Below are 20,177 nucleotides of genomic sequence, written 5' to 3'. Positions count from 1 at the left end.
GCCTGCATGCGGACAGGACGGTCGTTTGTTCGGGTGGCTCCGCAGGGAGGTATCCCGTCCAGATAGGCTGGACGGATGACGCGTGCCGAGCAGCCAACGGCCGGAATCCCGGCCCCCGACGACGCCCTGGTCGCAGATTCCCGAGAGCGTGCCGTCCGCGCCTTGCTGCGCGTACCGCAGCTGAAGAGGTTGTGGAGCGCACAGCTCGTCGACAGTGTCGGCGACGCGCTGGCACTGCTCGTCCTGGTGATCCTCGCGCTCCAGTCGGCCATCTCCGAAGGAGCCTTCGGCAGCGGCTACCGGGGTGTGGCCTTCGCCGTCACCGCCGTCTTCGGAGCACGCGTCCTGTCGACGCTGCTCTTCGGAGCGGTGCTTCTCGGGCCCCTCACCTCACTGACCTCACCCGACGGCCCGCTCGACCGGCGCTGGACCATGGTCGGCGCCGACGGCGTACGGGCCGCCCTGCTCATCGTCGCCCCGCTGTGGATCGACTGGACCCCGGACAACGCCCTCGCGGCGATCCTGGTGACGTCCTTCGTCGTCGGCGTCGCCGAGCGCTTCTGGACGGTCGCCCGGGAGAGCGCGGCACCCGCGCTGCTGCCCGCTCCGCCCCTGGAGGGCGCCACGGTCCGGCCGCTGCCCGACCACATGGACGCGCTGCGCCGCCTCTCCCTGCGCACGGGATTCCTCGCGCTGCCCCTCGCGGCCGCGGCCCTCGTCGCCATCACCCTCATCGGCAACCTGCTGGGCGCCGGGCTCGACTGGTTCGAGCTGCACCAGGCCGGACTCGCCTCCTTCGTGGCGGCCGGCCTCTTCGCCGCGGCGCTGTCGATCATCTACTTCCTCGAAATCCCCGCCACCCAGACGCCCCGCGCGCGCAGCCCCCTGGAGGGCCTGCGCAGGCCCCGCACCGGCACCGGCACCGACAAGGGCCGCACCGGCGCGATCCCGCTGTTCGTCACGGCCTGCGCCGCCGTCGCCGGAGCCGTCGCGGCGGCCGTCGCCGTCGCCGTGCTGCACGCCAAGGACCTGGGCGGCGGGCCCGTCACGTACGGCCTGATCGTGCTCGTCCTGACCGGCGGCACCGCGCTCGGCATCCGCCTGGCACCCGGCCTGCTGCCCTCGCTCTCGCGCCGCCGCCTGCTGGCCCTCGCCATCGCCCTGACCGGCATCGCGCTGCTCGCCGCGGGCCTCGTGCCCGACGTGACGACCGTCCTGCTGCTCCTGCTGCTGACCGGTGTCAGCGCGGGCGTCGCCGCGAACATCGGCCACGCCCTCCTCGACCAGGAGGTCGAGGACTACCGCAGGGCCCGCACCACGGAGCACCTCCAGGCGGTCGTACGCCTCGTCCTCGCGCTCGGCGCGCTGGTGGCCCCCGTGGTCGCCGCCGCGATCGGGCCGCACCGCATGGTCAACGGCAAGTTCGTCTTCGACCACGGCGGCGCCGCCTTCACGCTGATGCTCGTCGGCGCGCTGCTGCTCCCGGTGGCCGCGCTGGTCCTCGCCAAGGCCGACGACCGCCAGGGCGTGCCGCTCCGGCACGACCTGCTCGACGCGCTGCGCGGCGGCGACGACCCGGCGCAGGCGCCCTGCGCCACCGGCTTCTTCATCGCCCTGGAGGGCGGCGACGGCGCCGGCAAGTCGACGCAGGCCGAGGCGCTCGCCGAGTGGATCCGCGCCAAGGGCCACGAGGTCGTCGTCACCCGCGAGCCGGGGGCCACGCCCGTCGGCAAGCGGCTGCGCTCGATCCTCCTCGACGTGTCCTCGGCCGGCCTCTCGCACCGCGCCGAGGCCCTGCTGTACGCCGCCGACCGCGCGGAGCACGTCGACACCGTCGTACGCCCCGCCCTGGAGCGCGGCGCCGTGGTCATCTCCGACCGCTACATCGACTCGTCCGTCGCCTACCAGGGTGCGGGCCGCGACCTGTCGCCCACCGAGATCGCCCGCATCAACCGCTGGGCGACCGGTGGCCTCGTACCGAACCTGACCTGCCTGCTCGACGTGTCCCCGGAGGCCGCCCGCGAGCGGTTCACGGAGGCGCCCGACCGCCTGGAGTCGGAGCCCGCCGAGTTCCACGCGCGCGTGCGCTCCGGTTTCCTCACGCTCGCCGCCGGTGACCCCGGGCGGTACCTGATCGTCGACGCCGCCCAGGAGCCGGAGGCGGTCAGCACCGTGATCCGGCATCGGCTCGACCTCGTGCTGCCGCTCTCCGAGGCCGAGGTGAAGGCGCAGGAGGAGGCCCGCAAGGCCGCCGAGGAGGAGGCCCGGCGCAAGGCCGAGGAAGAGGCCGCGCGCAAGGCCGAGGAGGAGCGCCTGGAGCGCGAGCGCCAGGAGCAGCTCGCCAAGCTGCGCGCCGAGGAGGAGGAGCGCAAGCGGCGCGAGCTGGAGGAGGCCCAGCGCCGCGAGGCCGAGCGGCAGGCCGAGGAGGCCAGGAAGCGGGCCGAGGAGGCCCGGCGCAAGGCCGAGGAGGAGAAGGCCAGGCTGCTCGCCGAGGAGAAGGTGCGGGCCGCGGAGGAAGCGCGCCGCAAGCGGGAGGCCGAGGAGGAGGCGCGGCTGCGCGCCGAGGCCGAGGAGCGCAGGCTCGAGAAGCAGCGCAAGGCCGAGGAGGCCCTGCTGCGGGCCGAGGAGGCGCGGCGGCTCGCCGCGGCCTCGGCGGCCGCGGCGGCGACTCCGGCCAAGCCGGCCACACCGCCGCGCGCGCCGGCCAAGCCGACTCCGGCGAAGCCCGCGTCGGGGACCTCGGCGCCGGCGACCTCGGCGTCGGCAGGGTCCGCGCCTGCCGGGTCGAAGTCCGGCACGTCCAAGTCCGGCGCGTCGAAGTCCGGCGCGTCGGCGTCCACCGGGTCCGCCGCTCCGGCGCAGCCCGCCGCGGCGAACGCATCCGTGCCCGACGCTCCCGTGCCCGACAACGAGACCACCGTGCCCACGCCGGTGGTGGCACTGCCCGCGGGGGCGGCCGACGAGACGGCGGTCCTGCCCGCGATCTCCGACGACACGGCCGTGCTGCCCGCGGTGGGCTCCCGGGGTCCCGGCCCCGAGGACACCGAGGTGCTTCCGCAGCCGCCCGCGCCCGAGGGAGCGGCGGACGAGACCGCCGTGCTCCCCGTCACCCGGGAGGACAAGGTTCCGCCGGGCTACTTCCGCGACGAGCGCCCCTCGCCGGACGGCCCCAACGAGCGCACCCGCGAGCTGCCCCAGGTCGACGAGCAGGGTGTGCCCCGGCGGCCCCGCTCCGACTGGGCGGAGGAGACCCCGCTGGACGACCTGCCGTCGCTCGCGGACGAACTGCTCGGGTCGCCCGAGGACGATGAGGACGAGGGCGAAGGCGGCCGGGGCGGTCGCGGAGGCCGTGGCGGCCGCGGCCGGAAGGGCCGCTGAGCCGCTGAGCCCGGGCGGCAGAAGGTCCCGAAGTAATCCGGACGCCGTCCGTCCGGCGCGATCGAGCGCCGGGCGGACGGCGTTGTCAGTGCCGTACTCCACAATGGGCAGTCCGGTGTACGTCCGTCCGTTCCGGCGTCCGGGCGGAGCAGAGCGCAGCGTAAGGCGGTGACCCCATGAGCGTGTGGGACGACCTGGTGGGGCAGGAGCGGGTGAGCGAGCAGTTGGGCGCCGCCGCCCGGGACGCCGACGCACTGGTGACGGCCGTGGCCACGGACACCCCGCCGCCCGAGTCGTCGAAGATGACGCACGCCTGGCTGTTCACCGGCCCGCCCGGCTCCGGACGGGCCACCGCCGCGCGCGCCTTCGCCGCCGCCCTGCAGTGCACCAGCCCGGACCGCGCGCTCGGCGGCGCCCCCGGCTGCGGATTCTGCGACGGCTGCCACACCAGCCTCGTCGGCACCCACGCCGACGTGGAAGTGGTGCGCACGGACATGCTGTCCATCGGCGTCAAGGAGACCCGCGAGCTCGTCCGCCGCGCACAGCTCTCGCCCGCCGTCGGACGGTGGCAGGTCATCGTCCTGGAGGACGCCGACCGCCTCACCGAGGGCGCGGGGAACGTCCTGCTGAAAGCCGTGGAGGAGCCCGCCCCCCGCACGGTGTGGCTGCTCTGCGCGCCCTCCCTGGAGGACGTGCTGCCCACGATCCGCTCGCGCTGCCGCCACCTGACGCTGCGTACGCCCCCGGTGGACGCGGTCGCCGACGTGCTCATCCGCAGGGACGGCATCGAGCCGGACGTCGCCGCGGCCGCCGCGCGCGCCACGCAGGGGCACATCGGCCGGGCCCGGCGCCTGGCCACCGACCCCCGCGCGCGCGAGCGCAGGGCCGCCGTCCTGAAGATGCCGCAGCGGGTGACGGAGATCGGCGGCTGCCTGAAGGCGGCCCAGGAGCTGATCGACACGGCGGGCGAGGACGCCAAGCAGGTCGCCGAGGAGGTCGACACCAAGGAGACCGAGGAGCTCAAGGCGGCGCTCGGCGCGGCGCAGGGCGGCCGGATGCCGCGCGGCACGGCCGGCGTGATGAAGGACCTGGAGGACAAGCAGAAGCGCCGCAGGACGCGTACGCAGCGCGACAGCCTCGACCTCGCCCTCATCGACCTGACCGGCCTCTACCGGGACGTGCTCGCTCTGCAGCTCGGCTCCCGGGTGGCGATCGCCAACACCGAGGTGCAGGACATGCTGGAGCGCATGGCCCTGGCCACCTCGCCCGAGTCCACGCTCCGCCGCATCGAGGCGATCCGCGCCTGCCGCACGGCCCTGGACCGCAATGTGGCGCCGCTGCTCGCGGTCGAGGCGATGACGGTGGCGCTGCGGGCGGGGTGACGCGGGCGCTGTGCGCGGGTTGACGAGGGCGTTGCGCGCGGGGTGACGGCCCGCGCGCGGGAGCCCGACGGACGGACGACGGACGGTCGGACGACGGACGGACGCACTCACTCGTAAGAGTGCCGTGAGTGATGCTTCGCTCGCGGAGAGTTACCCTCGCGTGATGGACATCAGCCGCCGCGGCCGACGCAGCCGTCACCTCACCTTCCGTACGTGCGGCACGCTGCTCGTGACCGCCGGGCTGCTCATCACCGGCTGCTCGTCGGGGAGTTCGACGGCGGGCGCCTCCATGACGTCGCTGTCCCATGCGGTGCCCGCGGAGCTCGCCCCGTACTACGGGCAGAAGCTGAGCTGGCACGCGTGCGGTGTCCCCGGCTTCCAGTGCGCCTCCATGAAGGTCCCGCTCGACTACGCCAAGCCCGGGGGCGGCGACATCAAGCTGGCGGTCGCCCGCAAGCAGGCCACGAAGAAGAGCGGCCGCCTCGGCTCGCTCCTGGTGAACCCCGGCGGCCCCGGCGGCTCCGCGATCGGCTACCTCCAGTCGTACGCGGCCCTCGGCTACCCCGCGGAGGTCCGCGCCCGCTACGACATGGTGGCCGTCGACCCACGCGGAGTGGCCCGCAGTGAGCCCGTCACCTGCCTCGACGGCAAGCGCATGGACGCGTACACGCAGACCGACATGACGCCCGACGACGAGCGCGAGACCGAGGCCGTGCGTACGGCCTTCAAGGAGTTCGCGGCGGGCTGCCGGGCACATTCGGCCAAGGTCCTGCCGCACGTCTCCACGGTCGAGGCGGCCCGCGACATGGACGTCCTGCGGGCGGCGCTCGGCGACGACAAGCTCTCCTACGTGGGCGCGTCGTACGGCACCTTCCTCGGCGCGACGTACGCCGGGCTCTACCCGGAGCGGGTGGGCCGCCTGGTCCTGGACGGCGCGATGGACCCGGCGCTGCCCGCCCGCCGGATGAACCAGGACCAGACGGCCGGTTTCGAGACCGCCTTCCAGTCCTTCGCGAAGGACTGCGTGACGCGCGACGAGGAGTGCCCGCTGGGCACCGAGAGCCCCCAGGACGCGGGCAAGCGCCTGAAGGCGTTCTTCGCGGAGCTCGACCGGAAGCCGCTGGCCGTCGGCGGCAGCGACCGTCGGCTCGGCGAGGCGCTCGCCACGACCGGCGTGATCGCCGCGATGTACGACGAGGCGGGCTGGCCGCAGCTGCGCGACGCGCTGACCTCGGCGATGAAGAACAAGGACGGCTCGGGCCTGCTCGCCCTCTCCGACGGCTACTACGAGCGCGACGGCGACGGGAAGTACGCGAACCTCATGTTCGCCAACGCGGCCGTGAACTGCCTCGACCTGCCGCCCGCCTTCGACTCGCCGGCCGACGTCCGCAAGGCGCTGCCCGACTTCGAGAAGGCGTCCCCGGTCTTCGGCGAGGGCCTCGCCTGGTCGTCCCTGAACTGCGCGTACTGGCCGGTGCGGGCCACGGGCGGGCCGCACCGCATCGAGGCGAAGGGCGCGGCGCCGATCGTCGTCGCGGGCACGACCCGCGACCCGGCCACCCCCTACCGCTGGGCCCGCGCCCTGGCCTCCCAGCTCTCCTCGGGCCGCCTCCTGACCTACGACGGCGACGGCCACACGGCGTACGGGCGCGGCAGCGACTGCGTCGACTCGACGATCAACGCCTACCTGCTGAAGGGCACCGCCCCGGAGGACGGAAAGCGCTGCTCATAGCGGTACGGACGTGCCGGGGCCCCCGTCCGGGGGCGGTCCGCAGGGGGTGTGCGGAGCACCCCGGAAAACTGTGTAGACTTGGCCGCGTTGCTGATCGCACCATGGTGCGGACGGCGCGCCGCCTTAGCTCAGATGGCCAGAGCAACGCACTCGTAATGCGTAGGTCTCGGGTTCGAATCCCGAAGGCGGCTCAGAGAAACCCCAGGTCGCATTTCAGGTGACCTGGGGTTTTCTGTTGCTCTGGTCCAGCAGCGTCCACCGGAGCCAGCTACCGTTCCGGAGCGAGGAAGCCGCCCTCGGCGGTAGCGATTGCAAGGGGCAGCCATTCGGCACTCCGGACTGCTGTCTCTTCAGACAAACGTTGCCGGTGATCGCAGTTCAGGCACGGTGGCCCCGGGTACGGCATGGTCGTCGGCAACGGCACGGAGACGGGAAGCCAGGGTGTCCGGGCCGAGCGACGCCAGTGCCCACAGGGCACTGAGCCGGCGTGCGGTCGACCAGATGCCGGTGGTCGGGGGCCGGAAGGAAGCCACGGCGATGTTCCTGGCAGCGAACGGGTCGGGGTCGAGATACGTCATGCCGCCGGTCCCGCACAGGTACGCGCGAGCACCCGTCGCGGCGGCCAGGTCGGCGAGCCGTAGGGAGCGGCCCGGTCTGGCTGACAGGAGGCTGCTCCTGAGGATCCGGCCCCGCCAGCCGAGCAGGTCGAGCAGCACGCGGGTGGAGGTCTCTGCTATCACCGCGGTCCGCCCGGTGGCGAAGGCGTCCAACACCGGTTCCAGGGCCTGGGCGAGAGAGGGCCAGTGCGGGCTGGCTCCGAAGTTCTGCCGCAGTATTCCGGCGATCCTGCGGCGGGCGAGATCGGCGTCGTCGATCAGCGCGTCTCGGATGAGGGTGGATCGCCCGCTCGGGAGATGGGTGGGGATGGAGAGCCACTGCTGGCGGTCTGGTGCGTCGATGGCGGCGAGGCGGGCTCGGTGCTGGTAGTCGCGGCGGGTGAACTGCACATCGTCCAGGACGATCCAGTAGTCCGCCGCGAACAGCTTGGCCAGCGTTGTCAGCCTCGGGAACAGATTGGGCTGGTGGATCGCGCACAGCCCGCCGGGAGCAGGCTGCTCACGAGGAGATGAGGCGGCTGGTGAAGCCGGAGCGAATGAGAGATTCGTACGCTGCATGTACGTCCTCGGGGACTTCCTGCTCGATGGCGAATCCGAGCTTCGGATACTCGATGACCCGCTGAAGGTCGCCCGCGAGCATGTCCAGAACGAGCTTCTCGTCCCCGATGCTCTTCAGATAGTCGTCGAACTCCAGCGGCTCCGACGCGCAGAGGAACTCGATGTCGGGCCACAGCTTGCGGGCGGTAGCGAACGATCGCCGTTCCATGTACGGCTTGGAAACCAGCAGCACCGTGGCCGGACGGACGCCGGAGGCGCCGAGGACCTCACGGGAGAGCGTGATGTTCTGTCCGGTGTTGGCCGCGTGGGGCTCCAGCAGGATGGCATCGGCGGGGACACCGAGCTCGATGGCGTGCTCACGGAAGTGGATCGCCTCCCCGCGAGGGAAGACCTTGGCGGTGGTGGGGCTGTTGCCGCCGGTGAATACCAGGGTCTGGAACAGCCCGGCGCGGTACAGCTCGGCGGAGCGGGTTGCGACGCCGAGATCGTGGCTTCCCAGTCCGATCGCCACGTCGACGGGGCGTAGCTCGTGCTGCATCTGGTGGTAGTCCCAGATCAGCTTGGCCTGGTGCCATTGGTCCTCGGTGATGCCCTGATGGTCGTTGCGCACGCGTTCTCCCTGGTCACCGTTTGCCGGGGGCCGGTCGGCCCCTCACTCATGGCCTTGACGCCCTCGATGCTGCGCAGTTGGTGCACGAGTCCGTACTGCGCGGCCACCTTGGCGGCCTGATCGAGGACGAGGATTCCATCATCCTGGGTTGCCGTATCGGAGAGCAGGATGTGGCCATGAGCGGTGTCCAGGCGTACGCGTTGCATCGGTGAGTCGGTCGTTCCGCTGCTTCGGGCGATGTCGATGAAGTGCAGGGCTTGAGAGAGATCGCCGGCGCCGCGGCGGGCCAGAGCAAGCTTCTGGTGGGCCACCGACCAGTCGTCCGGTTCGGTTAGATCTTCGAATTCGCGGGTCGCCGCCTGCATGACGCGGGTCGCGTAGTCGTGCTCGCCGTCCTTGCTCAGCGCCGTCCCCACCCACAGCCTTGCGCGAGCCCGGTCGCGGCGAGAGAGCCGGTCGTCGACGGCCAGGTTCTCGTAGTTGCGGGCGGCGACTTCCAGCTTGCCGGACATCTCGGTGACGACTGCGAGCGACAGATCGAGCTGGGCGACGCGGCGAGGAATGTCGAGCTGGGTGAAGACCGTCCGGGCACCGGCGTAGGAGTGCTGGGCCGAGAGCGGGCCCAGGACGACGCCTTGGTCGCGTTTGAGGTCACCGAGTAAGGCCGTGGAGCGGGCAAAGAAGTACAGGCCCTTCTCGTCCAGCTCATGGGCCTTGAACTGGCCCAGCCACCGACTGAGAAGGCTGTCGGCGAAGGCGAAGTTCTGCCGGGACAGGGCGACCACGACACGGTCGAGGTCATCGGCCCAGGACTCGTACTCCCACGCCCTGGGGCCGGACGCGACGACACGTCTGCCGACAGTCGCGACGGCGCCGGCCATCTCCGACAGGAGTGTCTCGAAGCGCAGGTGGGCCGCGGCGTCCGCTCGCCCGAGGGCGGTGTCGAGGATGGCCTGGGTATCGGGTCTCGGCTCGGTGGCGGCGAGCTTGTTCTCCCACTTGGACACGGTCGCGACCGCCAGGCCCAGACGCTCGGCGTAGGCCCGCACGCTCAGCCGCAGGGCGAGCCGTAGCGCCTTGGCCTCAAGCCCGGTCCAGTGGTGCACGGTCGCCACGCGTCACTCCCTTCCGCCAGCCATCGAAGCAGACCCGACGGCACGGCGGGACGGAAGTGGAACGGAAGTAGAACAAGCGGTGATTTCCCGGGAGTTGGTCCGACGCCATGCTCGGAACGTCACCACGTGTCGAGTCTTTGGAGAGACCCGAGCATGGAACCCCTCACAGAACATCGCCTGGTCAGCGGACCGGTCGTCTACGGTTTCCTGCGGCTGGTACGCGTACCCCGAGCGCGGCAGGAAGCACTGGCCGCCTCGCTGGCCGAGTACTGCCGTAGCCACGAGCTGCAGCTGTCCAGCCTCTTCACCGACCGCGACGCTGCCGGGCCGGCGTCAGTGGCGTTCACGGGTCTCCTTGACGTGCTGGCGCTGCCGGACGTCTACGGCGTCGTCGCCCCAGCCATGTCGCACCTGGGCCCGAAGGCCATAGCGGCGGAACGCGGGCGACAGATCGAATCGGCCGGTGCCCGGCTGCTGCTGGTCCGGCGCCCGAGTCCCACGCACTCGACCGTCCCTCGAAGCGGCCCCGTCCACCGTCCGCACTCCGGCACCACTCGCGTCGTGGACGCCGAGTCATGAGGACCATCGCGATGACCAAAACGATCCAGAGGTTCTTCAAGTCCCGGCCCGAATCGGTCGGCCAGGCGCGAGCTTTCACCACCGAGGCCTTGACCAGCTGGGGTCTGCTGGACCGAGGCGAAGACGTCCGACTCTGCGTTTCCGAACTCGCCACCAACGCCATGCTCCACGGGACCGCCCCCGGCCACGGCTTTCTGGTCAGACTCGACGCCGACGACGAGGTCGTACGCCTGGAAGTGCACGACAGCCGCCGCTTGCAACCCCACTCCCGTCGGCCTTGCGACACGGACACCGTCGGCCGCGGGCTGCTCCTGGTGACCGCGCTTGCCGACGGCTGGGGCGTGGAGGACCGCACCCCGTTCGGGAAGATCGTCTGGTCGTGTTTCAAAGCCCCGGCAGGCACGACATCATGAGCGTCACTCTCACCCCGCTCGACCCTGAACTGCGCCTACTGGTGTCGCTCGCCGCTTGGACCTGGCCGGGTGCCGGACCGGACGGCCGCGAGATCGCGCTCATTCTGATCACGCACACCACGGCCCTGACTGACGGCGGCCCCGCCGTGACGGCCGAGGACCGAATGCGTGGACTGTCCGCGTGCCTCGGCGGCCTGACCGGAGCACGTGAGGTCATCCCAGAACTGAAGCCCGGCCTACAACTCGTCGGCGACCACGTGCTGCTGCACATCCCCGGGGCCTCTCGCCGACTGCGGCTACCCACCCGCCGTCCCTGGACCGAACTGGTCACCCGCACCGGCGAGGTGATCCTCATGCTCGGTCTCGATCCGCTGACACAGTCCGCTGACGCCGATCGCCTCGACGCCTACCTGGACGCCGCGCTCGCAGCCAACCGACTGCTGTTCGGGCGCGTCCAACTCCCGCCGCCAGCCCCGCGAGCTGACGTCTGCTCGACCTGCGGCGGCAGCAGTGCCGACCCGACCTCGGGCCGCGCATGCCCGGACTGCTCCCTGCACTGCCGACTCGAACCGTGAAAGGCACGCCATGCACCAGTTCATCGCCGCCCCGTTTCTCGACGGCCACCTCCTGCTGCGCCCCGGAGCGCGTTCTGGCGCCCGCATCCCGGCCACCCACTATGAGCAACTCCACGCAGCCGAAGGCGCGCAGCCCCTGCCCGAGTGGGCGGTCGACCTGGCGGCCGAAGCCTGGGGCCTCGACGTCGCCGGCGCCCCGGCGACGGACACGGTCCTGATCCGCGAGCCGTCTGCGTACGGATACTGCCGGGCCTCCTGGGAGATCAACCTCGGATGCAATTTCGGCTGCAAGCACTGCTACCTCGGCGAACGCCCCTTCTCCGGCCTCACCTGGGAGAACAAGGTCAAGCTCCTGGACATCATGCGCGAGGCCGGTGTCATCTGGCTCCAGATCACCGGTGGCGAACCGACCATGGATCCGCACTTCCAGAACGCCTACCGGTACGCCTGGCTGGCCGGAATGATGCTCACGATCTCCACGAACGGCTCCCTGCTGTCCCGCCCCGACCTGCTCCAGCTCTTCAGCGAATGCCCGCCGTACCGCCTCGTCGTCAGCATGTACGGCGCGAGCGAGGAGTCCTTCGACGCGCTCACCCAGCGGCGCGGAGCCTGGAAAGCGTTCCGGCGGGGCATGGACGCCGCCCGCGCCGCAGGGCTGCCGCTGCGCATCAACATCGTCGTCACCGAGGACAACGCGCGCGAGGCCGACGAGATGGCCGCGCTCGCACGGGAGTGGGGCGTGGAGCATCACGCGTACACCAACATGACCCCGACGATCTACGGCGGCGGCGAACCGCTCCTCGCGCAGTCCGCGGACCACCTGCGCCAGCGCAAGCCGTTCGCCGGATGCAACGCCGGCCACACCTTCTTTCACGCCGACCCGCACGCCAGGGTCTCGATCTGCAAGGTCGGCCGCGACGACCAGATCGACCTCATGGCCGAAGGCATCGAAGGACTGCGACGGCTCGGCACGATCGCCGACCGCCTGATGCTTCGCACCGGTGGGTGCGAAGGCTGCGCCCTGTCCGGCACCTGCCGGGTCTGCCGTCCCTTGGCCAAGCACTACCAGGAGGCGAAGGCGCCGCTGCACAGCTACTGCCAGCACGGAGACACAGAGAAAGAGAAGGTGACCCTATGACGCCCGGACCCGTACCGGTGCAGTTCCTGACCGGCCCGCCCAGCAGCGCCCGCCGACCGGCGCCCCCGGTGGCCTCGGCCGCCGTGACGCTCGTCGCGGATCTGGACGACGTCGTCGAGAGCGCCGAGTGCTCCTGCGACGCCGGCGACGACAACCCCCACTAATCCCGGCCCGACCGATGCGCTCCGGTCCGTCCCATCGACGGGCCGGAGCACCCTCACGTACAGCGCTAAGGTGCCCGCATGCTCTTCCGCTGGGACTGGCTCCGCCCGGTGCTCACCGCACCGGTCGTGCCCACCCTCGGCCCCGTCCACCCGCACGCCCTGACGGCGGACCTCTTCGAAGCCACCCTCCTCGTGGCCGCCGACCGGCGCTTCCTGCCGTACGACAAGGACCGCCGCTGGGGCAACGAGAAGCAGGAGGTCGTCCTTCCTGGCGACGTGGTCCACCACCCTGACCACACACTCATCCCGACTCTGTTGACCCGCGGCCGACGAGCGGTGAAGGTCTTCGCCTACGGTCACCGGAACGAACTCCTGGACCAGGCCGCCGAACTCGCAGCGAAGCTCGCGGCCCTCCACGGAGCAGCCTCTGCTCGCGTTGTCCGGCCACTGGGCCCGGAGACAACCCATACACCTGGCGTCCGCATCCAGCTCAAGGACTTTAGGGCGCGGCACTGTCCCCCCTCCCTCGGCCCAGTCCGTCGGCTCGAAGACTGGCCCCTTCACATCCGCGGCACCTTCACCGCCTTCGCCCAGACGATGGCGGCCGACGGCTTCGCCTTCCTCGACCGCCTGATGAAGACCAAGGGATGCGGCCCGGTCCTCGTGGCCGTGGTGGAGGACCGTATTGTCGGTGCCATCGGCCCCATGGAGATCTGTCCCGACCCAACGGGCGTCGCCCAGCTCATGCCGCAGTACTTCGCTGTGCACCCCGACGCTCGCGGGCACGGACTCGGCCGACACCTGTGGCGGGCGGCCATGCACTGGGGCCAGACTCGCGGCGCGGTGTACCAGCTCCTCCAGACCGAAGTCCGGGGAGCCTCGGATCACCTCTGTCGCAGCGAAGGGCTCGCCACGCTGGGTTTTCTCCACGACAGGACGGTCTGACGCAAGCTTGGCACGTTCCTGCTAATGATCAGGCCGCCATGTGTCAGTGGGACGAGCTACCCTGCTCGCGTGGTAGCAGGAGCTCTGCCCAGGCTGCACGAGGTAGGCCAAGGAGCATGGGCAGCCAGGTGAAGCGAAGAGTCTGCTCCCTGGCCCGCTGCTGCTAGTCGGCCTACGCGGGCAATACCCCGACGGCGGTCTTGCTGTCGGCCAGGGATCGGATCAATTCAGCACCTGGCGAACTCACTTGGTACTAGGCTGATCTATCTCAGCAGCGCTGCGTGACGACTCGTGACACTCAGCACGCTACGGGATCATTGATCTTGTCGGTCAGATGAGCGGGGGTTTCTGGTGGGTGCGTTCGGAGCGGGTGGAAAGTGACGGAATTCATTCCCGGCGTTGGCGCCGGGTCTTTGCTGCGGTCTGAGCTGCTTGCCGACGGTCGGTCGACCCGGATAGGTGCGATTCACCAGATCGACTACGGCCAGGCCGTCGTGCTGACTCACGATCGCTGGAAGTTCGACGCCGGTGGTATTCCGCAGTTCTCGTTCCTCCTCGCGACCGCGCAGGACGTCAACGAGCCACACGTCGACGATGACGAGGTGCTGCTTCTGCGCGTGGAGGGCACGTCCCCGCTGTCGCTTGAGCGCGACCTGCACGCAGTGCGCGAGGAGTCCCTGCGAACGGCTCTGTCTAACAACCAGGACCCATCGCCATCCGCCGTGCTCGATGCGGAGCTCGACCCGTTCACCAAGAACCGCGTGTCGTTCACTGGTGTGCGATGCAAGATCCTCGGCACCTTCTACGAAGACGACGTGGATGGGCAGAAGGTGCTGGAGTTCGGTGCCGACGTGGACAACTTCTACGCCACGTCCACGTACCGAGTCCTGAAGCCTATCGGTGACGGCCTCGCGACGATCGCCTCCTACCTCAAACCGACCGGACGCCCGGTGGAACGCGTACGCATCGGCGCGGTGCGGTACTCCGCTACGCGGCGGCGAGCTAAAGCCGCCAAGCAGGCCGACGCCGCAGTCGATGTCAACATCCGGGACTTCATTGGCAACAAGACCGCCCTGCTCGGCATGACTCGGATGGGCAAGTCGAATACCGCGAAGATCATCATCGCGCGCACGTTCGTGGTCTCCGAACGACAGCGCGCCGCCGGCGGCCACCCCATTGGTCAGCTGATTTTCGACCCGCAGGGGGAGTACGCCAACCCAAATGTGCAGGATGATACCGAGATTGCGGCGATCGGTGCGGACCATGTCCGGATCTTCAAGTTCGGTGCGGACGGCACGCAGCCGCACGTTAAGCCTCTCAACATCAACTTCTTTTCTGAGAATCAGATTGACGCAGTCCAAGGGTTGATTTCCGACACTCTTAGCGGCGATGAGTCTGGTTACGTCAAGGACTTCGCGGGCATGTCCTACGCGGATGTTCCAGGAGATCGCTCCGCCACCACGCATGCCCAACGTGCCCGGCTTGTTCTCTATGGCGCGCTGATGCGTGCGGGGTTCGCAGTACCGACAAATTTTCGCGCGCGAATCAATATCAGCGCCGCTTTCCAGCAGAAGATTGTCGCCGAACTCGGCCGTAACCCGTTTGTGCAAGTCGGGAACAGTGCCAATTTCGTGGCCGTCGCTGCAGCAGACGTAGAGAATGTCGTCGACAAGATTGTGGAGCTGCGCGACGCCGGAGACACCGACGCGAGCAGCTTCGCCAAGGATGTCCGCTGGAAGAGCGTTGAGCCAATTTTCACGACTCGCAGCGGGAACCGCAGCGTCCGAGGCTGGCGAAATCTGAACCCACTGCGCTCGTTTCACAGCCCAGCGACACAGAACGACCCTGCGATCGAGATCTACGAGGAGCTTCTCCGGGGGCGCATTGTGATCGTCGATTTGCATGTCGGGGCCGAAGCTGTGACTAAAGCGCTGAGCGAGTCGATTACGCGTCGACTGCTTTCTAAGCAGACCGAGGTGTTTACCTCTGGGCAGGAACCGCCGCACATTCAGGTGATGCTTGAGGAGGCTCACAACCTGTTCTCGTCGGATCGCTATAAGGATGACCTTGACGTCTGGGTCAAGCTCGCCAAGGAAGCGAGCAAGCTGAATCTCGGCATGACCTACGCCACGCAAGAGGTCTCGGGGGTGGCGCATCAGGTCAAGGCGAATACTGCCAACTGGGTTGTCGCCCATTTGAATAACACGACAGAGGTGCGGGAGCTGGCCAAGTTCTACGACTTCGGGGCGTTCTCGGATGCGATCATCGCCTCCGAGGATCGTGGGTACGTGCGGCTCAAGACACTGTCCTCGCCGTACATTGTTCCTGTCCAGATCGATCGGTACGACATCGCGCTCGTCAACGAAGCACGAGCAGCGGCTGGTGACCCGCCGTTGACGCTGAACGGTACGGCACTCTGATGCCGTACGAGACCGTCGGCGGGGCTCACGAGATCGCATCGCGGCTGGGGCATTCGGCGGCCGCCATCCGGGCGATCGCGGACCAACGCACCTTCCATGTCCCGGCTGAGGCGATCCAGGACCTGGATTCGATCCGTGAGCGAATCCGTCCGCGGAGCGACTTCGCTGCCCCGCATGCGCCAGACCAACTCACTGCTGCGCTGGCGATCGATGGTTCACACGTCGTTGAACAGGTTCGTGACGGCCTGCCATCGGTCCTATACGGGTTTGCGCAGGCCGCCGCAGCGTACGTGGACCTCGGAGTTTTGGAATCGCAGCGGGCCGAACGATTTGTCGACCCGTACAAGATCGAGCGTGCGGTCAACACCGCCATCGTGACGCTGGATCTGCCTGTCGCCGGCGCGTATACGCGTGCCGACGCCGACATCGTGACCTCGTGGCGAGAGGTCATCAATGAGCTGTTTCGGCAGAAGAAAATCGACGTTAATCGCCTCGACCAGCCGCTGCTGGACCTGCTCTTCCTTCTCCACGGCGTTCCCGGGGCGCCAGCGGCTACCGTGCCGGTTAATTGTCCGACGCAGGACTGCAAGAAGGACATTCCTGTGCCGCCCGCTGGTGCCGACTGCGACGCGTGCGGCGTGCACCTCTTCCCCACGGACGTGCTCCGTATCCACGAGGAGGTTGGCGAAGAGGGGACGAACCAGTCCGCTCTCGGGCGGCTCATGTCGGTGATCGAGCTGTTGGTGCTAGTCGGGCTGGCGACGCTGTTGTGGGAGCAGTCTCGCCATAAGGCTCTTCCCACGACGCTGTTCATCGTCGATGGCCCACTGGCCGTGTTCGGCACACCAGCAAAGCTGCGCGGACGAGCCCTTGAATACTTCCAAGCGATGGGCAGGGCTACTCCGGGAAACGCACCATACGTCTGTGGGATTGAGAAGTCCGGAGTTTTGGTCGACTACGCGCGCCAACTGGCCCGGCATGACATTCTCGAACCAGGTGACCTGTTGGTATGCGACGAACAGATCATTGCGCGAGTCGTAAACGCCAACAACGCCCGCGCCTACGGCAAAGAGACATACTGGGGCCGCAAGTTCGTGTATCGCGCGCTTGACGGGCGAGTTGTCGTTCCGACCGTGCCACCACCGGTGGGCGCACCCTATGATGCCAACGGCGGCCAAGCCGACCCGGCGGCCTACCCGACGTTGTCTGCAATCCTGGACGTGATCGACCGCACTGGTTCCTCGATGTACGTCGATGGCATCATCCCGGTGGCGGCCGCGCATGGGAAGGCCGCGTTCCCGATCGGAGTGGGCACCGATGTGCTCCGCCTCGTAGCTACCAAACGTCTCGGTCTCGACTCGTCTGGTGGACAAGCGGCTCCGGTACGGTTCACCCCATGATCGAGAATGTGGCTGTGCTGCCGGCCGACCCCCTCTGTGATGCTCGGGTTGCGCATGGTGCTGCGCCTGCAATCCCGACGCACATTCTCGACAGCCCCCGACCAATCGTTTCACCCCTCGGCATCGTTGACCACGCGCTCATGACGAGCAGGTACCAGTCACCCCTGCGCTATCCAGGAGCAAAATCCTCCCTCGCGCCGGTGATTGCCCGAATCTTGGATGCCGCCAAGGGTTCGAGGGCCGTTCCGGCAATCAACCTTCTGGTCGAGCCTTTCGCCGGCGGAGCGTCGGCGTCCTTGCGACTAGTTGGCCAAGGGCTCGTCGACCGAGTGCTGCTCGCTGACGTGGATCCGTTGGTGACTGCTTTCTGGCAGACCGCAGCCGCCGATACTGAGGCGCTGATCGACCGTATGCATGACGAGTGGACCCGATACGTCAAGCCGGGTGGAGCAACCGCTGTCGATCGGTGGGACTATTGGCGTTCCTGGGCGCCCACTCGGCAAGCGAAGCCTGCCGCGGTTCGATTGGAGTTGGCGACACAGTGCCTATTTCTAAACCGCACAACGTTTTCTGGAATCCTTCATGGTAAGGCAGGCCCGATCGGCGGGCGTAAGCAAGAAAGCCCGTACGGCATCGGATGCCGGTGGAATCCGGAGGCCATAGAGGAACGACTTCGATATGTCGGTCACCTTTACGACATGGGCCGAATCGTCGATGTCTGGCATAAGGACTGGCAAAAGACGCTCGATGACGTGCCCAGTTATTACCCGCAGTTGATCCCGTCTCGCGTTGTTGCTTACCTCGACCCGCCCTACATCGAAAAAGCTTCGCACTTGTACCGAACCTCTTTCGACCCTAGGGGTGGATACGGTGGCAACAGGGCTGGCAAGGCGGGATCGGATGACCATATGCTCCACATGCAGCTCGCCGGATATCTGCGGACCAAGGCGCAGTTCCGCTGGCTGCTCAGCTACGACAACAACCCAATGCTGACCGAAAGTGCCTGGCTCTATGCGCACACTCGCATGGCGCCTAGCCGCGTGGACCGAGAGATGCTCGGCGTACGCTCGTGGCCCTTGACTAAACGGTTGGTGAAGACGCGCTACAGCGCTAGTGGTAAGACGGGCAAGCGCGATGCCGACGAACTCCTCATCACGACCCTTCCGCCATCCACTGTCCCCGTAGATCATCAGCTGCGCGAGCTGCCTTGATTGCGCCGCTGGATTGGCGGTTGCCACGCGGGGCGGTCTGGCGGGCTCGAAGCGTCGCGAGTGGCCAGCCTGCGTGAGCGATGCGTGAGCGGATGGGACGGCACCGTCTGGATTAGGCATTATACCGATCGGGGTTGCGGGTCTCTGACCTGGTAAGACAAGATTCTGAGGCATCGCCCGGTAGTAGTCAGGATGATCTTGAGGGCCCTCGTAATGCGTAGGTCTCGGGTTCGAATCTCGAAGGCGGCTCAGTGGGGACCCCGGCTCGGAGGGAATCGAGTCGGGGTTCTTTTTTGTGTTCGGCTGGGTGGGTGTGGGGCAACGGGTCTGGCCTGAAAGGGAGTTGGAGGGTGGTGGGTGGGGGCGGGATCGGGCATGGTGGAGGGGAGACGGTGTGATGGTGCCGTCCCTGGCCCGGTTCTGGGCTACCGCTGGGAGTGGTGGACATGGCTGCGTGTCTTCGGCGCATGAGCGCCTCCGCGCACGGGAAGTGAGCCCGGCCGTTTCGGCTGGTCGCGGACGTAGTCCTGCTCTTCGGCGGTCTTGATCGTTGAGTGATCATCGAGGTTGAGCCCCGGCATCTTCATGCCGTTCGGGTGCTCGGCTTCAGGCGCGTCCTCGTCGGCCCATCGGCCTTCCCGATCTCCGGATCCCGCTGTCGGCGGGGCCGGCCTGCCGACGGAGGACTGTCATGTTCACTCTTCTCATTCAGGTTGCCGCCGGGACCCCTCGGGTCCTGCTCGCGGTCGTCGTCGTGATCGCCGTCACCTTTCTCACCGCTCTCGTCATCGCGCTGCGGGGGACCGCCCCGGAGGAACGCGCCGCGGTTCTGCGTGCCTTCGCACAGATCCTGCCGGTTCGGCGCAGATAGGCGGTAGGGGGTAGCTGGTAGGAGGGGGCTCCGGGGCTCGCTACTGGGGCGTCAGGGTCGGTGCCGGGATCGTCGGGGCGTCCAGGGGGGCCGGGCGGGCGAAGGTGCGGCGGCAGTGGTGGATCAGTTGCCGCAGGGCCGGGTTGTCCGTCGAGGACCAGGCCAGGGAGAGGACCGGCTCCGTGTGGATGTCCGCGATGGGGCGGGTCGTCAGGTGGGGGCGGTGCCGGGCGACCAGGGACTCGGAGAGGATGGCGACGCCCAGGCCGCGGATCGCCAGGTCGGCGATCGCGCTGGGCGCGCCGGCCTGGAACGCGATCTCCACGTCGACGCCCGCCGCCGCGCACGCGTCGTCGAACACCGCGCGCACCCCGGCCCCCGTCGGCAGGCTCACCACCGGGTGCCGGGCCAGGTCCGCCAGGGTGACCTCGGGCTGTTCGCAGAGCGGGTGGTCCGACGGCATGGCGGCGACCAGGGGTTCGCGGATGATCTCGTACGCCTCCAGGCCCGGCGGTGTCGTGCCCGAGGTGCTGATAAGGGCCAGGTCCACGGTGCCCGCGCGGAGCCGTTCGACGAGGCGGTCGGAGGTGTCCTCCAGGAGCACCATCTCCACGCCGGGGTGCTGGTGATGGAGGGCGGACAGCGCGTCGAAGAGCGGTGTCACCGTGCACGCGGTCACCATGCCGACGACGAGCCGGCCGCGGATGAGGCCGTTCACCTCGTCCACCGCCTGGCGGACCGCGTCGGCGGCGGCCAGTGCGGACCGGGCGTGGCGCAGGGCGGCCGTCCCGGCGGGGGTCAGCCGCACGCTGCGGCCCGAGCGGTCGAACAGGGACGTCCCGAGGTCGTGTTCCAACTGGCGGACCTGGGCGCTCACTCCGGACTGGCTGATGTGCACGCGTTCCGCGGCCCGCGTGAAGTTCTCCTCTTCGGCCACCGCGACGAAGTATTCGAGCTGCCTGAGTTCCATGGCTGCTGATTCTAGTTATGGGGAGCTGGATCGGTGTTGGTTCTGGTAATTCGGGCAAGTGGGTCTGGTTTTGGGGCGGCGTGGTCGGCTCTGATTGGT

General features: G+C 68.7%; 17 protein-coding genes and 1 tRNA gene. 14 read left to right on the top strand and 4 right to left on the bottom strand.

Annotated elements, in window-relative coordinates:
* The first annotated feature begins 75 nt into the window (after window positions 1–75).
* The 4 genes from tmk to ACFYXE_RS15890 all read left to right on the top strand — a co-directional run bounded on the left by tmk (window position 76) and on the right by ACFYXE_RS15890 (window position 6,683).
* Complete coding sequence (gene tmk, locus ACFYXE_RS15905) at window positions 76–3,378, top strand: dTMP kinase (RefSeq protein WP_389312790.1); 3,303 nt, start codon at window positions 76–78, stop codon at window positions 3,376–3,378.
* 176 nt (window positions 3,379–3,554) lie between these two features.
* Window positions 3,555–4,760 carry a DNA polymerase III subunit delta' gene (locus tag ACFYXE_RS15900; RefSeq protein ID WP_389312788.1) on the top strand — a complete coding sequence of 402 codons (1,206 nt, stop codon included), beginning with the start codon at window positions 3,555–3,557 and terminating at the stop codon, window positions 4,758–4,760.
* Between the two features lie 163 nt (window positions 4,761–4,923).
* Window positions 4,924–6,492, top strand: a complete 1,569-nt coding sequence (locus tag ACFYXE_RS15895; RefSeq protein WP_389312786.1) for an alpha/beta hydrolase — start codon at window positions 4,924–4,926, stop codon at window positions 6,490–6,492.
* A gap of 117 nt (window positions 6,493–6,609) precedes the next feature.
* Window positions 6,610–6,683: transfer RNA gene (locus ACFYXE_RS15890), tRNA-Thr, on the top strand.
* 159 nt (window positions 6,684–6,842) lie between these two features.
* On the opposite strand, the gene ACFYXE_RS15885 is transcribed toward ACFYXE_RS15890, so the two are convergent.
* Genes ACFYXE_RS15885 through ACFYXE_RS15875 form a run of 3 tightly spaced genes read right to left on the bottom strand, consistent with a single transcriptional unit; the run spans window position 6,843 to window position 9,392 of the window.
* Window positions 6,843–7,667, bottom strand: coding sequence for a WbqC family protein (locus ACFYXE_RS15885; RefSeq protein ID WP_389312784.1), 825 nt, complete (start codon window positions 7,665–7,667; stop codon window positions 6,843–6,845).
* Window positions 7,609–8,277, bottom strand: a complete 669-nt coding sequence (locus ACFYXE_RS15880) for a YdcF family protein (protein ID WP_389312782.1) — start codon at window positions 8,275–8,277, stop codon at window positions 7,609–7,611. Before ACFYXE_RS15880 ends, ACFYXE_RS15885 begins: the two co-directional genes overlap by 59 nt.
* The gene (locus tag ACFYXE_RS15875; protein ID WP_389312780.1) at window positions 8,223–9,392 is read right to left on the bottom strand and encodes a helix-turn-helix domain-containing protein; all 1,170 of its coding nucleotides are present in this window, start codon (window positions 9,390–9,392) and stop codon (window positions 8,223–8,225) included. The genes ACFYXE_RS15880 and ACFYXE_RS15875 overlap by 55 nt, the downstream gene beginning before the upstream one ends.
* A gap of 153 nt (window positions 9,393–9,545) precedes the next feature.
* Between ACFYXE_RS15875 and ACFYXE_RS15870 the strand changes: the two genes are divergently transcribed.
* The 10 genes from ACFYXE_RS15870 to ACFYXE_RS15825 all read left to right on the top strand — a co-directional run bounded on the left by ACFYXE_RS15870 (window position 9,546) and on the right by ACFYXE_RS15825 (window position 19,108).
* Window positions 9,546–9,971, top strand: a complete 426-nt coding sequence (locus ACFYXE_RS15870) for a hypothetical protein (RefSeq protein ID WP_389312778.1) — start codon at window positions 9,546–9,548, stop codon at window positions 9,969–9,971.
* An 11-nt stretch (window positions 9,972–9,982) separates the two neighbouring features.
* Window positions 9,983–10,384 carry an ATP-binding protein gene (locus ACFYXE_RS15865; protein ID WP_389312776.1) on the top strand — a complete coding sequence of 134 codons (402 nt, stop codon included), beginning with the start codon at window positions 9,983–9,985 and terminating at the stop codon, window positions 10,382–10,384.
* Window positions 10,381–10,959, top strand: a complete 579-nt coding sequence (locus tag ACFYXE_RS15860) for a hypothetical protein (RefSeq protein WP_389312774.1) — start codon at window positions 10,381–10,383, stop codon at window positions 10,957–10,959. The genes ACFYXE_RS15865 and ACFYXE_RS15860 overlap by 4 nt, the downstream gene beginning before the upstream one ends.
* Before the next feature lie 10 nt (window positions 10,960–10,969).
* Window positions 10,970–12,097, top strand: a complete 1,128-nt coding sequence (locus ACFYXE_RS15855) for a radical SAM protein (RefSeq protein WP_389312772.1) — start codon at window positions 10,970–10,972, stop codon at window positions 12,095–12,097.
* The gene (locus ACFYXE_RS15850) at window positions 12,094–12,261 is read left to right on the top strand and encodes a hypothetical protein (RefSeq protein ID WP_389312770.1); all 168 of its coding nucleotides are present in this window, start codon (window positions 12,094–12,096) and stop codon (window positions 12,259–12,261) included. The genes ACFYXE_RS15855 and ACFYXE_RS15850 overlap by 4 nt, the downstream gene beginning before the upstream one ends.
* Before the next feature lie 78 nt (window positions 12,262–12,339).
* Window positions 12,340–13,206, top strand: coding sequence for a GNAT family N-acetyltransferase (locus ACFYXE_RS15845; protein ID WP_389312768.1), 867 nt, complete (start codon window positions 12,340–12,342; stop codon window positions 13,204–13,206).
* A 377-nt stretch (window positions 13,207–13,583) separates the two neighbouring features.
* Window positions 13,584–15,626 carry a helicase HerA domain-containing protein gene (locus tag ACFYXE_RS15840; protein ID WP_389312765.1) on the top strand — a complete coding sequence of 681 codons (2,043 nt, stop codon included), beginning with the start codon at window positions 13,584–13,586 and terminating at the stop codon, window positions 15,624–15,626.
* Window positions 15,626–17,026, top strand: a complete 1,401-nt coding sequence (locus tag ACFYXE_RS15835) for a hypothetical protein (RefSeq protein ID WP_389312763.1) — start codon at window positions 15,626–15,628, stop codon at window positions 17,024–17,026. Before ACFYXE_RS15840 ends, ACFYXE_RS15835 begins: the two co-directional genes overlap by 1 nt.
* Entirely contained in the window at window positions 17,023–18,237 is a 1,215-nt protein-coding gene (locus tag ACFYXE_RS15830; protein ID WP_389312761.1) for a DNA adenine methylase, read from the top strand. Before ACFYXE_RS15835 ends, ACFYXE_RS15830 begins: the two co-directional genes overlap by 4 nt.
* A gap of 691 nt (window positions 18,238–18,928) precedes the next feature.
* Window positions 18,929–19,108 carry a hypothetical protein gene (locus tag ACFYXE_RS15825; protein ID WP_389312759.1) on the top strand — a complete coding sequence of 60 codons (180 nt, stop codon included), beginning with the start codon at window positions 18,929–18,931 and terminating at the stop codon, window positions 19,106–19,108.
* 40 nt (window positions 19,109–19,148) lie between these two features.
* Here ACFYXE_RS15825 and ACFYXE_RS15820 read toward each other — a convergent pair whose 3' ends face one another.
* Window positions 19,149–20,078, bottom strand: a complete 930-nt coding sequence (locus ACFYXE_RS15820) for a LysR family transcriptional regulator (RefSeq protein WP_389312757.1) — start codon at window positions 20,076–20,078, stop codon at window positions 19,149–19,151.
* Window positions 20,079–20,177: the final 99 nt, after the last annotated feature.

Origin of the sequence: Streptomyces sp. NPDC002564 (genome assembly GCF_042889645.1) — a bacterium.
Lineage (GTDB): Bacteria > Actinomycetota > Actinomycetes > Streptomycetales > Streptomycetaceae > Streptomyces.
This window is presented reverse-complemented; position numbering and strand designations above follow the sequence as displayed.